Origin of the sequence: Pedobacter antarcticus (assembly GCF_900103515.1) — a bacterium.
Taxonomy (GTDB): domain Bacteria; phylum Bacteroidota; class Bacteroidia; order Sphingobacteriales; family Sphingobacteriaceae; genus Pedobacter; species Pedobacter antarcticus.
Genome location: NZ_FNGZ01000001.1, coordinates 1 through 15828, shown reverse-complemented (window position 1 = coordinate 15828; position 15828 = coordinate 1). Strand labels below are relative to the sequence as shown.

Here is a 15828-nt window from a genome sequence, read left to right as displayed (position 1 = left end):
CAGAATGGTAAAGTACTAACACAATCAATACCAATGAAAATATTAGGGATCATTCCTGCAAGATACGCGTCAACCCGTTTTCCGGGCAAACCTCTGGTGGATATTAATGGGAAATCCATGATTCGCAGAGTTTATGAACAGGCTAGCAAAGCCAGCCTTCTTGACAAAGTAATTGTCGCCACAGATGATGACCGGATCATTACGGAACTTCAAAGTTTTAATGCGCCGTATATACGTACCCGGTCTGATCACCAGAGCGGAACAGACCGCTGTGCCGAGGTCGCATCCAATTTTGATGAATATGATGTAATCATTAATATACAGGGTGACGAACCTTATATAAATCCAAGACAAATTGAACTTTTAGCGTCATGCTTCAGGGACAACCCTGGCGTACAACTCGCTACCCTTGTTAAAAAGATCAGTGATGAGAGTGAGCTTTTCAACCACAATATTCCAAAGGTAGTGCTTAATGCAAATGGCGAGGCACTGTACTTTAGCCGGCACCCCATACCTTTTCAACGTGCTCATGAACTTTCCGATTGGGCGGCAAACCATCAATATTTTAAACATATCGGAATCTATGGCTACACACGCCGTGCATTAGCTGAGATCACCAGATTACCTCCCTCTCCATTGGAACTTGCCGAAAGCCTTGAGCAACTGCGCTGGCTGGAAAATGGTTATCAAATACATACACGTATTACAGAACTGGAAACTATTGCCATCGATACACCGCAGGATCTTGATAAGATTAGACATTTCGAGGGATAATTATTTCAAAGGATAATTAATTACCTATATTACTTTAAATCCTGCTTATGAGACTTACTCCTTACTCCTTCTTTATACTACTTTTATTTATTGTATCCTGTAATTCATCATCAGAAGATAAGCAGCTTTCCGATAAGAACCATGTTCAAACTACTGTTCAATATTTCAGCAACGCAATAAAACCTGATACTTTCAGGATAGAATTACAGGGATCCAAACCAAAAGAAATGGCATTACTGTTTAATATTACCGCCGAAGGAGGCGCACCGGTATATGCTGTCCGGATACTTGCGTCAGATCTGCTGGATAATTATAAGGAAAGTGTAGACCTTGCGAGGGAGAAAAAACAAAAAGCTTTTATGGAGCAGGAACTCAAACTTTTCTTCGAAGAAGAGAATTTCCTGGAACCTGCAGTTACTGAAGATGAACTGGCAGACAAAAATACGCCTGATAAAGAATTTTTTGAAGAATTAAGAAAAAGTGGTCTCAATGGCTTTAAATACCGTTTAGGTAAAGAAACAAAGGTATACGTAGCTTGGTCCGAGAAAGAAAAAAAGGTTAAACCTTACTACGAGTGCTGTAAATAGAAAGCAGTACTTAGTGTAAGTTAGACACTAAGTTAGAGATCGAAATTTATACATTAATGCTCATAAATTAACAGCCAAACGACAGCAAGAAATTACTGCCAAAGCACAAAAAAGCAGTGGCCATCAATTTTTTTATACTGAAAATCAGTTACTTACATTTTATTTGTAATTTATTTCACCTCAGACGTACTAAATCTTAAAATTTACATTAGCTTTACCTTAGTGTTAAGCACTAAACATGCAGCACTACCTAAACCAGCATATTCTAACCAAATATATTATTGAAAAAGGCCGGGAGATCATCCTGGTCTTTTTCGTCTTCAGCCATTTTCCTCAGACTCAGCTGAATACATAATCTCCAAAATTTACTTTTCTATACCACAATATTTGTTAACTTTGTATCCCGTACAAAAGCAATAAAACAGCGCCTACTGCTGCTTTTATTTCACAAACTCACAAACATGACTAAGTATATTTTTGTTACGGGCGGTGTCACTTCCTCTTTGGGTAAGGGCATCATCTCCGCTTCATTGGCCAAACTTTTACAAGCTAGAGGTTACAGGGTAACCATTCAGAAATTCGATCCTTATATCAATATTGATCCGGGAACGTTAAACCCTTATGAGCATGGCGAATGCTACGTAACTGAAGATGGCGCAGAGACGGATCTGGATCTTGGTCATTACGAACGCTTCCTTAATGTACCTACTTCTCAGGCAAATAATATCACCACCGGACGTATCTATCAGAACGTAATCAATAAGGAACGTCAGGGCGAATACCTTGGGAAAACTGTACAGGTCGTTCCGCATATTACAGATGAGATTAAACGTAATATGCGAATCCTGGGTGATACAGGAGAATTTGATATTGTAATTACAGAATTAGGTGGTACTGTCGGTGATATTGAATCTCTTCCGTTTATTGAAGCTGTAAGGCAGTTTAAATGGGAAGCCGGAGCTAACAATGCTATAGTTATCCACCTGACTTTAATTCCTTACCTGGCGGCTGCCGGAGAGTTAAAAACAAAACCAACTCAACACTCTGTAAAAGCATTACTGGAATATGGTATTCAACCGGATATCCTTGTTTGCCGTACAGAACATCATATTACACCAGATATCCGTAAAAAGATCGCTTTATTCTGTAATGTAAACGTTAATGCGGTAATCGAATCAATCGACGCTTCTTCTATCTATTCAGTGCCTTTGTTAATGATGAAAGAGCAATTGGATAAAACTGTTCTAAGTAAACTGAAACTTGCACAGAAAAACGAGCCTGATATGGAAAGCTGGAAAGATTTCCTGGGAAGACTAAAAAATCCTACTGCCGAAGTACGAGTTGGTCTGATCGGTAAATATGTCGAACTGCCAGATGCTTATAAATCAATTACAGAAGCATTTATTCATGCAGGTGCTAAAAACGAGTGTAAAGTAAGAGTAGAGTATATCCATTCTGAAGATATCTATGCGGATAATGCAGAAGAGAAACTAAAACACCTGGATGGTGTATTGGTCGCTCCCGGTTTTGGAAGCCGTGGTATTGAAGGCAAAATTGACTCGATCCGTTACGTTAGAGAGAATGATGTTCCATTTTTCGGGATCTGTTTGGGTATGCAATGCGCGGTAATTGAATTTGGCCGTAACGTCTTAGGGTTGAGCGAAGCAAACACAACTGAAATTGATGAAACGACCTCAGCACCGGTAATTAATATGATGGAAGATCAGAAAACTGTTACCCATAAAGGCGGTACTATGAGACTGGGTTCTTATCCATGTGAGCTTAAAAAAGGAACTAAAGCCTTTGCAGCATACGGAAAATCCAGAATTAATGAGCGTCACAGACATCGTTATGAGTTCAACAGCGCATATCTGGATCAATATGAGAATGCAGGTATGATAGCTTCAGGTATCAATCCTGACAGTAATTTAGTGGAAATCGTTGAGCTAAAAAATCATCCGTTTTTCATTGGTGGACAATTTCATCCGGAATTAAAATCAACAGTTGCTAATCCTCACCCTCTTTTTGTTAAATTTGTCGCCGCTGCGATGGAGTATGCGAAGAAAAAAACCAAATAAAAGGCGTTTAAACAACTATAATGGATAAAAATACATTCACAGGATTATTCCTGATTATGATCGTTCTTGCAGGTTCCTTCTATTTTTTCAAGCCAAGTGAGGCTGAATTAAAACAGGAACGTGAACGAATTGCACTGGATTCAGCTAAAAAAGCAGGAACAGTTACTACTCCTGCGGCTGCTGCTGCACAAACTGCAGTTCCGTCGCTTGATTCTGCAACTCTAAAAGGACCTTTTGGCGCCAACATCTCAGGTATAGAAGCTACAAGTGTACTTGAGAACAACGAACTCAAATTAACCTTCAGCAACAAAGGGGGTAAAATCAAATCCGTTGAGCTTAAAAATGAAAAAAGTTACCAGGGTAAACCTGTTGTTTTATTTGATGGCGACAAGAACGAATTTGGTTTAACACTCGTTATTGGAGGCAAACAAGTTAACACGAACGATTTGTACTTTACCCCGGTACTGACAGAGGGTTCAATGGCCATGCGTGCTAACTACAGTCCTGATAAATTTATTGAATTTGTTTACGATCTGCAGCCAGAATCACATAACGTTGGTTTCAACATTAACCTGAATGGTATGAATCAGGTTATTCAGAGGGATAGCATTGCACTAAACTGGTCTACAGTATTATTACAACAAGAAAAATCACTGAAAAATGAGCAGCAGTACTCTGCGCCTTATTATAAGTATGTAGATAAAAATCCAGATCACCTGAGCATTGCTAAAGATGAGACAGAAGACCTTTCTAAATCCAAGATCGAGTGGATCGCTTTTAAACAACACTTTTTCTCGGCTGTATTAATCCCTGCTGACCCATTCGCTAAGGCTAAATTAGGTGTTACTGTATTAACTACACCCGAACAAGTTAAAGGTTATCATGCAAATTTAAGTTTGCCATTTAATCAGCTGGCTGCACAGAACTACAAAATGAAGTTCTACTTTGGAACTAATCAGTTCAAAGTATTAAAAGCGCAGGGTCAGGAAATTGAGAAATTGGTTGAGATGGGTTACTGGCCGTTAAAATACATCAACAGATTTGTTGTATTACCTGTGTTTAACTTTCTTGAAGGATTTGGCTGGAACTACGGGCTTATCATTTTAGTATTAACTATAGCCCTGAAACTTGTTTTGTCTCCACTGACTTACAAGTCTTATATCTCTATGGCGAAGATGAGAATCCTCAAGCCGGAGATGGACGAGATCAAAGCAAAAGTTGGAGAAGACAATGCTACACTTTTACAACAAGAATATCTGAAACTTTATAAACAGGTTGGCGTTAACCCGCTTGGCGGATGTTTACCAATGCTGCTTCAGTTACCGATTGTAATGGCATTCTTCTTCTTCTTCCCGAACTTATTCGAATTACGAGGACAAAGCTTCCTTTGGATGCATGATTTATCAACGTATGATGATTTCATTAAGTTTGGTTTCACTATTCCGTTCATTGGTGACCACTTAAGTTTAATGTGTGTGCTGATGACCATATCGACATTGATTTATACTTACTTCAATAACCAGGTTTCGGGTGCTACAGGTCAGATGAAATACATTGGTTATATCATGCCAATAGTATTCCTGGGTGTATTAAACAGTTACCCTTCAGGTCTGAACTATTATTATTTCCTTGCGAACATGCTTACTTTCGGTCAGCAATTTCTGATTAAGATGCTCGTTAACGATGAAAAAATTCATAATATCCTGAAAGAGAACAAGAAAAAACCAGAGGAACAAAAGAAAAAATCTAAATTCCAGACTCGTCTGGATGATTATATGCGTCAGCAGCAACAAGCTAAAACGCAGCAGAATAAAAATAAATAATCCTGGTTTTGGTTTTATGAAAAAGGTATCCTTTACAGGATACCTTTTTTTTTTGCCTTTTTTCATGCTTTAGATGTAAAATTTGCCATACATGTATGGTAAACCGGGAATAAATTGCAATTTTTAAATTTTAAAACATTCCATCCAAACACAAACATTGATTATGCAAAACAAATTTACTTTTATTCTCCTTCTCTGTGCGAGCGTTGTATTTGCGCAGAAGAAACCCCTAGACCATACGGTTTATGACTCCTGGGAGAGTATAGGTGTTAAAAAACTATCTCCTAATGGACAATGGGCTTCTTATTCCGTTCTGAAACAAGAAGGCGACGCAAATTTATACTTTCAGAATCTGACAGCTTCCGGAAAAATTAACGTTAACAGAGGCGAAAAGATGCAATTCAGTGCAGATTCAAAATTTGCAGCATTCCTGATTAAGCCTTTCTTTAAAGATGTCAGGCTAGAGAAAATCAAGAAGAAAAAACCAGCTGAAATGTCTAAAGATTCTCTCGGCATAATTAACCTGACAACCGCAGTTATATATAAAGTCGGACGTGTTAAATCGTTTGTACTTCCTGAAAATGAGGGTAGTTTCCTGGCCTACCAGAAAGAACCTGCATTAGATACGAGCAAGAAAGTCACTCCAGCTGTAGCTAAAGATTCAGATGCTGAAGACGCTTTTTTCGCAGATGATGATGCGGTAAAAAAAGATGGTAAAGACGGTTCCGACCTCGTGTTAAGAAACCTGCTTACCGGAATAGAGCGTACATTCCCGAATGTGACCAATTATGCGCTGAGCAAAAATGGAAAACAGTTGGTATTTGCTGTAGCTCTGTCTAAAAAAGATAAGAATAACAAGCCCGGTGTTTATTTATTTAACACCTTAAAAGGAACAACTAAAACTCTTGTTGGCGTAAAAGGTAATTTTAAAGGATTTGTATTTGATGAAGACGGCGAACAGGTCGTGTTCCTGGGTGAAACCTCTCCTGAGAAAAAGGAAATTAAAGATTACAGTATTTATTTCAACTCATTATCACTGGATACAGCACAGTCTCTGGTCGATCAGGAAATGGAAGGTATGCCAGCAAACTGGGTTGTAAGCGGTGATGGAACTTTAACATTCAGCAAAGAAGGCAATAAACTCTATTTTGGAATTGCTCCTGTTAAAAAAGAAAAAGATACTACCCTGGTAGATTTTGAAAATGCTAAGCTTGACATTTGGGGTTATAAAGATGATTATCTGCAACCAATGCAATTAAAAAATGCAGATAAAGAATCCAAACGATCCTACTTGACTGTTATTGATATTTACAGCAGTGACCCGAAAATTATTCCTTTAACGGATCTTAAGCTGCCTGAGGCGAGTATATTGAATGAGGGAGACGCAAATTATGTTTTGGCATCTACAGACTTCGGCAACCGAGTACAGATGCAATGGACTGCAGGTACTATTCGTGATTACTATTTGGTAGACACACGTAATGGTAATCGCAAGAAAATCATCACTGGTTTGAGAGGCAGCGTATTTGCATCTCCGGGAGGCAATTACATTGCCTATTTTGATAAGGCTACAGGAAACTGGTCATCCTATTCAGTTGCTACCGGCAAAACTATTTCCTTAACCGAATCTGCCACTGTGAAATTTGCGAACGAGGATAATGACGTACCGGACGAGCCAGGCCAATATGGTCTTGCAGGTTGGACAGCAGATGATAAGCAGGTATTAATTTATGACAAATATGATATCTGGTCATTCTCACCAGATGGCAAGTCAGCAGCAAAAAACCTGACCAATGGATTTGGGAGACAAAATAAACTGACTTTCCGTTATTTACAAACTGATCCTCAAGAACGTTTTATTGGTAAAAAGCCCGAAATTCTATTGAGCGCTTTTAACGAGGTGACTAAAGAAAATGGTTTCTATAAAACTTCAGTTTCCAATAGTAAGAATCCTGAATTACTGGTTATAGCGAAATATAAATACTCTGCAGTAATTAAAGCTAAATCTGCAGAACGTTACCTCTATGACAAAGGAAATTATACGAACTCACCTGATGTTTATGCATCCGCAGATCTGAAAACGGAAACTAAATTGAGCCAAACTAATCCGCAGCAGCAGCAGTATAACTGGGGAACTGCAGAACTTGTAAAATGGACAACCCCTAAAGGTCATCAAGCCGAAGGTATTTTATACAAACCAGAGAATTTTGATCCGGCAAAAAAATACCCGATGATCGCTTATTTCTATGAGAAATTAAGCGACGGTCTATACGCTTATAATGCACCGGCTCCTACACCTTCCAGATTAAATATTCCTTATTTTGTAAGTAATGGATACCTTGTTTTTGCACCGGATATCAGTTATGAAACAGGTTATCCAGGTAGATCAGCGGAAGAATACGTCAATTCAGGTGTAGAATCGCTAAAAAAGAATGCTTGGGTCGACGGGACCAAAATCGGTATCCAGGGACAAAGCTGGGGTGGTTATCAGGTTGCCCATCTGATTACGAAAACAGATATGTATGCAGCAGCATGGGCTGGTGCTCCGGTAGTAAATATGACTTCTGCGTATGGCGGCATGCGTTGGGAATCTGGGATGAACAGGCAGTTCCAATACGAAAAAACACAAAGTAGAATTGGTGCAACTCTATGGGAAAAACCAGAATTGTATATTGAAAACTCACCTTTATTTGCATTTCCTAAAGTAAATACACCAGTTGTAGTTATGGCCAATGATGCAGATGGAGCTGTGCCATGGTATCAGGGTATTGAAATGTTTACTGGCCTGAGGAGATTAGGTAAACCAGTGTGGATGCTAAACTATAATAATGAGGCACATAATTTGGTGCTTCGTCAGAATAGAAAAGACATTCAGATTCGTGAGCAGCAGTTTTTCGATCATTATCTCAAAGGAGCTAAAGCACCAGTTTGGATGACAAGCGGAATTCCAGCAACTGAAAAAGGTAAAACATGGGGTTTTGAACTAACGGACGAAAAACCTTAGTCTGGGTCACCATATTAAATTAAAAAAGGATCTGCATTTTCAGGAATGCAGATCCTTTTTTGTTACATTCATAGCTTCAAACATATATATGGCTTTAAATTACCTGTGGATTGCATTTTTTGTAATTGCATTTGTTGTTGCACTAATCCGCCTGATATTCTTCGGCGATACCGAAATTTTCAAACTGATAATAGATGGAACATTTGAGTCGGCCAAAGTCGGTGTGATGGACATTGCCCTACCTCTGGTAGGTATTATGACTTTATGGCTTGGGATTATGAATATTGGTGAAAAAGCCGGTGCCATTAACTTTCTGTCGCGTATTATAGGCCCGTTTTTTAGCCGTATATTCCCAGAAGTACCTAAAAACCACCCTGCAACAGGTCATATGGTGATGAACTTTTCAGCAAACCTCCTGGGCCTGGATAATGCAGCCACACCTTTCGGACTTAAAGCGATGCAAAGTTTGCAGGAGATTAATCCGGATAAAGACACAGCGAGTAATGCGCAGATTATGTTTTTGGTACTGCACACCTCTGGATTAACCCTTATTCCACTGAGTATTATGGCCCAACGGGCTATCCTGGGCGCAGCAGATCCCTCAGATATATTTATTCCCTGTATGATAGCGACCTACGTTGCAACAGTAGTGGGAATGATCGCTGTAGCAATCAAACAGAAAATAAACCTATTTAACAGAGTAGTTATTTCCTGGCTTGGTGGAATTACACTATTTCTGGTCGGATTAATATTTTATTTCAGCAATTACCTGAGCAAATCGGAGATTGAAGTTGTATCGAAAGTAGCGTCAAATTTCATTCTTTTTTTCATCATTATTGCGTTCATTCTCGGTGCTTTACGCAAAAAGGTTAATGTTTACGAAGCGTTTATTGAGGGTGCAAAAGGTGGATTTACTACCTGTATCACTATTATCCCTTATTTGATCGGCATGCTTGTAGCAATTGGAGTACTAAGAAATTCTGGGGTATTAGGTTATATTGTTGACGGTTTTACCTGGTGTTTTATGCATACAGGACTAAATACAGATTTTACTCCCGCCCTGCCAACCGCCTTAATTAAACCGCTGAGTGGAAGTGGTGCTAAAGCTATGATGGTTGACACCATGAAAACCTTTGGTCCTGATTCGTTCGTCGGTCGTTTATCCTGCATTTTCAATGGTTCAGCAGACACTACTTTTTATATCGTCGCACTGTATTTCGGCTCTGTTGGAATTAAAAAGACGAGATATGCTATTCCCATGGGATTAATTGCAGATCTGGCGGGAATTATCGCCGCCGTCTTCGTTGCGTACCTATTTTTCCATTAATAACTGTTTGAAAACGATTTGGCACCTAAGTTTGTTAATAGATAGAACAAACTTTAAACTATTTACATATGCCAGAAGACCTGATTACAGCCGTCACCGAATTAGACCAAGCACATTACCTGACAAAAATTTATGCCGGGGGACACCTCGTTTATGCCGATGAACCCGAAGATAAAGGTGGAACTAACGAGGCTATGCCGCCAGGATCACTGTTATTGGCTAGTTTGGGAAGCTGCACAGCAATAACCATGCGTATGTATGCCGATCGCAAGGAATATCCGTTGACGAGCATCAGAATCCAGCTTAGCATCTGCGCAGAAGAGAAAATGGATGCTAGTACACGTATTATCCGGAAAATAGAAATGGAAGGTGAACTAACACAAGAACAAAGGGCACGACTAATGCAAATTGCCGATAAATGTCCAATTCATAAGATCTTAACTAGCCCTATCACTATAGAAAGCCATGAATTGAAGCTCTAGCAAATGATTTTTGGTAAAACATAAAAATGCCCCCAATAAGTGTCTAATTTTTTGGGGGCATTTCAGTTTTTTAGAAGCTAAAGGCTTTTATGTTTTACCAAAATTCTGTTAATTTTCAAAAAGATAACCACTGTAAGCCAAACCTTTGGCTACACTCGTAAAATTATCACCTGAATTCACTGGAATATCTGGAAATCTAGTTTTAAAGAGTTCTTGTACCCCACCCACCAGAGAACTTCCTCCGGTTAGGAATAAACTATCAATCTCTTTCGGCGCGATCTTATTTTTCTCCATAAACTCCTGTAGATAAATATCAATTTTACGGATATCCTTTTCAATAATCTGATCATATGCAGCTCTGGATACCATTTCCTGAATATCAATATCCATTTGGTGGTAAGCAAATTCAGCATTGCCGGCAGCCGATAAAGCTATTTTAGTTTTTTCAATAGACCTGAATACTGAGTAGCCGAGGTTGTTTTCAATTAAGGTCAGCAGATTTTTAAACTTCGGGTCATTTTTCGAGTAATAATAATAATCCTGTATCTCATTTCTAATCTTCTGACCATTAAAAAAATTCATTTTGTCCCAGGTACAAATGTTGGCAAAGAGCGATTTAGGAACATTCAGTACTTTGCCTGGAGTAGCCTCATACATTGTATTTTTCCCAAAATAAGGGGTCCCCTTATCCCACATAAAAGCAGAATCAAAACTATCACCGCCAATGTAAATGCCACCGGAAGCTATCATATCTTCCCTACGGTCAGTATTTCCAGAATGTTCGGGGTCCAGTACCAGATAAGTGAAATCTGTCGTGCCACCACCTAAATCAGCAACCAACACCTTCTGCTGACTGCTTATCGTTTTTTCATAAGAAAATGCTGCCCCTATTGGCTCAAACTGAAAGCGCACTTCTGTGAACCCAGAAAGCTGTGCCGCTTTATTCAGCCGGTTCTGTGCCAGCGTATCTTTGGCACTGTTGTCGTCATCAAAGAAAACTGGTCTGCCAATTACGGCTTTCTGACAATCTTCGCCAGTTATTTTATCTGCTTTGGTCTTCAAATCTTTCAAGATCAAGGCTACAAGATCAGAAGCATTATAACGCTGATGAAAAATACGTGTCTCTATAAAACTACTTCTCGATAAAATCTGTTTTATTGATTTGATGAACCGGCCTCTCATTCCGTCTGCGAGGTAGGCTGTTATAGCTTCTTCGCCAACTACATATTGCATCGGCTGGGAGGAAGTTTGTTCGTATTGAAAGTATAGTAAAGATGGAACCGTGATGGTTGTTAGAATTTCTTTTTTTTCTTCATCAAAAATGGATAACGCGGAGTTCGTTGTGCCGAAATCGATTCCGTAGAGGTATTTACTCATGAAAAGAGGGATATATTTGCGGTAGGAAAAGAACTTTTTCCTACCGCAAATATAATAATTCTTTAAGGTTTCAGAACTACCTTTACACAGTCTTCTTGTTTTTCATCAAAAATCTGATAACCATGTGCGACCTCGCTTAAAGGAAGGGTGTGTGTAATAATGTCATCAAGCACTACTTTTTCCTCTTTTACAAGTTCAATGAGTTTATCAATATAGTTCAAAACAGGTGCCTGCCCTTGCTTAATAGTAATTCCTTTATCAAAAATCCGGTGAAGCGGAAAATTATCATATGGACTTCCATAAACACCCATAATAGATACAGTGCCACTTCTGCGTACAGCTTTAAAACACATATCCAGTACTTTAATACTTCCCTTCTCAAAATTCACCGTCGCTTTAACTTTATCCAGGAAATTACGTTCAGGTTCAAAACCTACAGCATCAACACAAACATCTGCGCCCCTGCCCCCGGTCATTTCCCGGATAGCTTCGATCACGTCAACCTTGTGCGGATTTAAAATATCCACCTTATTCACAGCTTTTGCTTTCTCCAGGCGGTAATCCAGCGGGTCAATTGCGATCACCCTTCCTGCACCATTTAACCATGCAGCCTTTTGAGCCATAAGACCGACAGGGCCCGAACCAAAAATAGCGACTACTTCTCCCCCTTTTAACTGAGCCCAGTCTATAGCAGACCAGCCGGTTGGGAATATATCTGTCAAAAATAAAGCTTGTTCATCGGTAATGTTATCTGGAATAATCCGGGGGCTTATATCTGCGTACGGAACCCTGACATATTCTGCCTGCCCCCCGGAATAACCACCATAAAGATCAGTATATCCGAAAAGAGCGGCACCTTTCTGGTCCATTAGATCTCCATTAGGGCCGTAATGTTTATAATTTGAATTTTCACAACTCGGAGATGCACCGTGATTACAGAAAAAACAATGCCCGCACGATATTGGAAAAGGGACTACAACACGGTCTCCTGGCTTCAAGTTCCTTACTGCCGGACCGACTTCTTCTACGATGCCCATAAATTCATGTCCCATGATCATCTCCTCTTTTTGAGGGACTGCACCGCTTAAGATATGCAGATCCGATCCGCAAATAGCTGTGGAAGTAACTCTGAGGATAACATCCCCTGCTGCTTCAATACGCGGATCAGCTACCTGATCATAAGTGATCTGTCCGGGTTTGTGAAATACTGCTGCTTTCATAAAATTTAGATTAATTTTCTAATAGATGTTTTGTCTCCGATATCTGCGGAACACGGGATCGAGCTAAATGTTTCCGGGGAATGAAAATCTTATGATTCTTTTTTTAATTCAAACCTACACTGTATCTGCCTGTTATATCCAGATACTAAATGAAAAAATATGCTGACACTTATTCATAATCTGCCAGACCACGTTCTGGGAATCCGCGCTTCTGGAGAAGTAGATCAGGAAGACGTTAAAAGCGTTTTGTTACCTGGTCTTGCCGTTAAGGCTGAACAATTTGGTGAAATATATTATTTGCTTGTTTTAGAAACAGGTGTTGAAAACTTCAGTGCGGGAGCCTGGATTCAAGATCTTACAGCCGGGTTGAAGCACTTCACCAGATGGAAGAAAATGGCCATTGTTACTGATCAACCGGCCGTGGAGAAATTTACTGACCTATTCAGCTTCATCACCCCAGGCGAAGCTAAAGGCTTTAAAATGGAAGATTTAAAAAAAGCCAGAAAATGGGTAATTAAACGTTAAACATTTTGTGTAGTTGTTAGTTATGTGTGTCTACATCTCCTATAAAAACAAAATTATGGCAACTACAACAAAAAAAAGCAGCACTTCAAGTGCAAAAGAAACGCAAAGCAGTACCGTTAAAAATGCAGCAAAGTCTGCCAGTATATCCCTTCAGAAAAAACCGAAAGGAAACACCGGTAAAATGCAGGACTCAGAATTTCATCAGTTTTTCGTAGATGAGTTGAAAGACATTTACTGGGCCGAAAAACATTTGGTAAAGGCGCTTCCAAAAATGAAGAAAGCAGCGACTAGTAAAGAACTGGCTGCTGCTTTCGAAAAACACACGGAAGAAACCAACACGCACATTCAGACGCTGGAGAAGGTCTTCGAATTACTAGACGAAAAAGCTCAGGCAAAGAAATGTGATGCAATGGCCGGTTTGCTGGAAGAAGCAGACAGTATTATTGCTGATACCGATCAAGGCACATTGGTACGAGATGCAGGACTGATCCTCGCGGCTCAAAAGGTTGAACATTATGAAATCGCGACATACGGCACACTTAGAACATTTGCAGAAAACATGGGCCATACAGATGTTGTCGAGCTTCTTCAGGGAACCCTGGATAATGAAAAAGCCACTGATGAGGCATTGACTGGTATTGCAGAAAGCTTCGTTAATGAACAAGCGGCGCAGGAATAGTTAAAAAGGGCATCTCGCCCCCAGTTTAGGGGGATGAGATGCCTTCTAATTACTCTTATAAAGTCCAAAAAAGCTCTGTGGTCCTGAAATAAGTCAATCATAAACCAAATTCCGGTAATCCATACATAGCCTGCTCCTTTCCGTTTCGCCATTGTAGTATTTACTACATAATCCGTTTCAAAAAGATTCTCCTCAATCGAAAATAGTACACAGATCATCTGGGAACCTATAGTTATATTTTTTGCTAAGCTGAAATTATTTATTTAAAAATAAGTCTTGCGAACATTTCTTATTGTAAGGTAATATTTATTATTTTCATCCGACAGTGCCCAGAAAATATCCGGTAGAATAGAGCTTATAAATTATTTAACCGGGTATTATCAAAATGGATCACAATTAACCTGACACCATTCCATTTGTGGAATATATATTGCTAGTTTTAAACCATGGAATTAAATGATTTTGCGTTACCCATATTTGCCTTTCTAGATGGAAGCGAGCACCAGCAGCCTAGTATTACTGCTGGAAGAAGTATTATTTTACACGTACCTTCTCATACTATCATCGAGGTAGTAGATATGGATGATGTTCTTGAGATGAATCTTACCCCGGAGGTTATTACTTTTGATTTCGTTTATCATAACAGTTCGGGTATGAAAGAAAATCACAAGATGATTGTGCATTATACCACTCTTACGGAAATTAAATTAAAAGATATCTTTCTGGAAGGCGCAAAATGGTATAGTGATTACCTGACCTGGGAAGATGACAATATATTTAATGAAGAAGATTAATAATATATCATGAACAGATTGCCACTCTTTTTTACCTTGATCCTGACAGCCGGAATGGCTTCAGGACAAGTTGTGGTCAATCCTGATGGAACGCATTCCACTGTTGTAGGCTCTGTAATTGTAAACCCGAATGGGACACATTCTACCATCCATGGGTCGATCGTTGTGAACCCTAATGGAACACATTCTACAATTGTGAACAATACGATTGTCACGCCAATTTCAGGTACAAATGCAAGCACCACACCCGGTACAGAAACTAACTTTTTTAATCCAATGTTTGGTTCAAGAACCTCTACCGGACCATTTCAATTGACCACTAACGGTTTCATAAATCGGGAAGATAAAAAGATGAACTATATCATCTTAAAATTTCCCGGTAAATCAAAAGATGAACTGTATACTAAAGCTCTGGCCTATCTTCAAAATTATTACAATGAGCCAGGCGGAATTATAACCTCTGCTGCAGAAGAAAGTATAACTATTCATACAACTGATAGCCAGATTCCGGTTGCAGGTTATATAAGTAAGTTTACTCTTGATTATACCCTGACCATGCATTTTGAAGATAACCGTCTCCTGGTCGAAACACCTGAAATTAACAGTATCACGCGATTACGTTCCAAAAACCGAACGACGACTGTAGGCATTTCGGGAGACAAATATGATCAGACGATATTTTCGTCAAAGGGACGCATGAGATTGCCAGATACCGGTTATGCGCTAGACAACGTCGTTAACACCTTCGTCAATGATCTTAGAAAAAATATAAAACGTAATAAATATTAATTCGTCAGCAGGCAACCGATTCTTGACGATACGATCCGAAAGAGATCAAGGATCAAGTCAAAAACTTGTGGATCAGTTCTTATATTTTTAGCTTTGTTGCTTTAGATTTCTTACTTGATGCAGGACGGTTACCATTCTTTAATAAGCTTACTATTACCAGATTTTATTCTTGACTTTTTTGAACTTAAGGGAGTTCGGAAAGAAGAAGACGTTTTTCATTTGGACTTGCAGGAAGTTAATACTACTCCAAATGTGCCTGATGGAGAGAAATTACTATCTAAAGGTTTTTTTTCCACCATCACCGTACAGGATTTCCCCATTCGAGGCCACAAGGTATTTCTTCATATCAAACGTCGACGCTGGCTAAAT

General features: G+C 39.3%; 14 protein-coding genes. 12 read left to right on the top strand and 2 right to left on the bottom strand.

What is annotated here, in order from left to right:
* Positions 1-33: 33 nt before the first annotated feature.
* The 7 genes from kdsB (at position 34) to BLR53_RS00040 (ending at position 10075) form a co-directional block, all read left to right on the top strand.
* Positions 34-774: a 3-deoxy-manno-octulosonate cytidylyltransferase gene (gene kdsB / locus BLR53_RS00070; protein WP_037438240.1), complete on the top strand. Its 741-nt coding sequence runs from the start codon at positions 34-36 to the stop codon at positions 772-774.
* Between the two features lie 47 nt (positions 775-821).
* A complete protein-coding gene (locus tag BLR53_RS00065) occupies positions 822-1361 on the top strand; it encodes a hypothetical protein (protein WP_037438241.1) in 540 nt (179 codons plus the stop codon).
* Positions 1362-1822: 461 nt separating this feature from the next.
* Entirely contained in the window at positions 1823-3439 is a 1617-nt protein-coding gene (locus BLR53_RS00060; protein ID WP_037438242.1) for a CTP synthase, read from the top strand.
* Between the two features lie 20 nt (positions 3440-3459).
* Positions 3460-5262, top strand: a complete 1803-nt coding sequence (gene yidC, locus BLR53_RS00055) for a membrane protein insertase YidC (protein WP_074586033.1) — start codon at positions 3460-3462, stop codon at positions 5260-5262.
* A gap of 163 nt (positions 5263-5425) precedes the next feature.
* Positions 5426-8266 carry a S9 family peptidase gene (locus BLR53_RS00050; protein ID WP_074586031.1) on the top strand — a complete coding sequence of 947 codons (2841 nt, stop codon included), beginning with the start codon at positions 5426-5428 and terminating at the stop codon, positions 8264-8266.
* A gap of 88 nt (positions 8267-8354) precedes the next feature.
* Entirely contained in the window at positions 8355-9593 is a 1239-nt protein-coding gene (locus BLR53_RS00045) for a nucleoside recognition domain-containing protein (RefSeq protein ID WP_037438245.1), read from the top strand.
* Between the two features lie 68 nt (positions 9594-9661).
* Positions 9662-10075, top strand: coding sequence for an OsmC family protein (locus tag BLR53_RS00040; protein WP_037438246.1), 414 nt, complete (start codon positions 9662-9664; stop codon positions 10073-10075).
* A 108-nt stretch (positions 10076-10183) separates the two neighbouring features.
* Here BLR53_RS00040 and BLR53_RS00035 read toward each other — a convergent pair whose 3' ends face one another.
* On the bottom strand, positions 10184-11452 hold the full coding sequence (locus BLR53_RS00035; RefSeq protein WP_074586029.1) for an Hsp70 family protein: 1269 nt from the start codon (positions 11450-11452) through the stop codon (positions 10184-10186).
* Positions 11453-11514: 62 nt separating this feature from the next.
* Complete coding sequence (locus tag BLR53_RS00030) at positions 11515-12672, bottom strand: zinc-dependent alcohol dehydrogenase (RefSeq protein ID WP_074586027.1); 1158 nt, start codon at positions 12670-12672, stop codon at positions 11515-11517.
* A gap of 159 nt (positions 12673-12831) precedes the next feature.
* Between BLR53_RS00030 and BLR53_RS00025 the strand changes: the two genes are divergently transcribed.
* The 5 genes from BLR53_RS00025 to BLR53_RS20035 all read left to right on the top strand — a co-directional run.
* Entirely contained in the window at positions 12832-13197 is a 366-nt protein-coding gene (locus BLR53_RS00025; RefSeq protein WP_037438249.1) for a SpoIIAA family protein, read from the top strand.
* A gap of 181 nt (positions 13198-13378) precedes the next feature.
* Positions 13379-13876, top strand: a complete 498-nt coding sequence (locus BLR53_RS00020) for a YciE/YciF ferroxidase family protein (protein ID WP_425312213.1) — start codon at positions 13379-13381, stop codon at positions 13874-13876.
* A gap of 446 nt (positions 13877-14322) precedes the next feature.
* Positions 14323-14670: a hypothetical protein gene (locus tag BLR53_RS00015; RefSeq protein ID WP_037438250.1), complete on the top strand. Its 348-nt coding sequence runs from the start codon at positions 14323-14325 to the stop codon at positions 14668-14670.
* Positions 14671-14679: 9 nt separating this feature from the next.
* Entirely contained in the window at positions 14680-15459 is a 780-nt protein-coding gene (locus BLR53_RS00010; RefSeq protein ID WP_074586024.1) for a DUF4468 domain-containing protein, read from the top strand.
* Between the two features lie 117 nt (positions 15460-15576).
* The coding region (locus tag BLR53_RS20035; RefSeq protein WP_074586022.1) for an ISAon1 family transposase N-terminal region protein at positions 15577-15828 on the top strand (252 nt) is incomplete at its 3' end.

What these genes read in the sequence shown, in the direction of transcription:
- kdsB (WP_037438240.1), top strand. Translation starts at nt 34, where the DNA reads ATGAAAATATTAGGGATCATTCCTGCAAGATACGCGTCAACCCGTTTT.
- BLR53_RS00065 (WP_037438241.1), top strand. Translation starts at nt 822, where the DNA reads ATGAGACTTACTCCTTACTCCTTCTTTATACTACTTTTATTTATTGTA.
- BLR53_RS00060 (WP_037438242.1), top strand. Translation starts at nt 1,823, where the DNA reads ATGACTAAGTATATTTTTGTTACGGGCGGTGTCACTTCCTCTTTGGGT.
- yidC (WP_074586033.1), top strand. Translation starts at nt 3,460, where the DNA reads ATGGATAAAAATACATTCACAGGATTATTCCTGATTATGATCGTTCTT.
- BLR53_RS00050 (WP_074586031.1), top strand. Translation starts at nt 5,426, where the DNA reads ATGCAAAACAAATTTACTTTTATTCTCCTTCTCTGTGCGAGCGTTGTA.
- BLR53_RS00045 (WP_037438245.1), top strand. Translation starts at nt 8,355, where the DNA reads ATGGCTTTAAATTACCTGTGGATTGCATTTTTTGTAATTGCATTTGTT.
- BLR53_RS00040 (WP_037438246.1), top strand. Translation starts at nt 9,662, where the DNA reads ATGCCAGAAGACCTGATTACAGCCGTCACCGAATTAGACCAAGCACAT.
- BLR53_RS00035 (WP_074586029.1), bottom strand. Translation starts at nt 11,452, where the DNA reads ATGAGTAAATACCTCTACGGAATCGATTTCGGCACAACGAACTCCGCG.
- BLR53_RS00030 (WP_074586027.1), bottom strand. Translation starts at nt 12,672, where the DNA reads ATGAAAGCAGCAGTATTTCACAAACCCGGACAGATCACTTATGATCAG.
- BLR53_RS00025 (WP_037438249.1), top strand. Translation starts at nt 12,832, where the DNA reads ATGCTGACACTTATTCATAATCTGCCAGACCACGTTCTGGGAATCCGC.
- BLR53_RS00020 (WP_425312213.1), top strand. Translation starts at nt 13,379, where the DNA reads ATGCAGGACTCAGAATTTCATCAGTTTTTCGTAGATGAGTTGAAAGAC.
- BLR53_RS00015 (WP_037438250.1), top strand. Translation starts at nt 14,323, where the DNA reads ATGGAATTAAATGATTTTGCGTTACCCATATTTGCCTTTCTAGATGGA.
- BLR53_RS00010 (WP_074586024.1), top strand. Translation starts at nt 14,680, where the DNA reads ATGAACAGATTGCCACTCTTTTTTACCTTGATCCTGACAGCCGGAATG.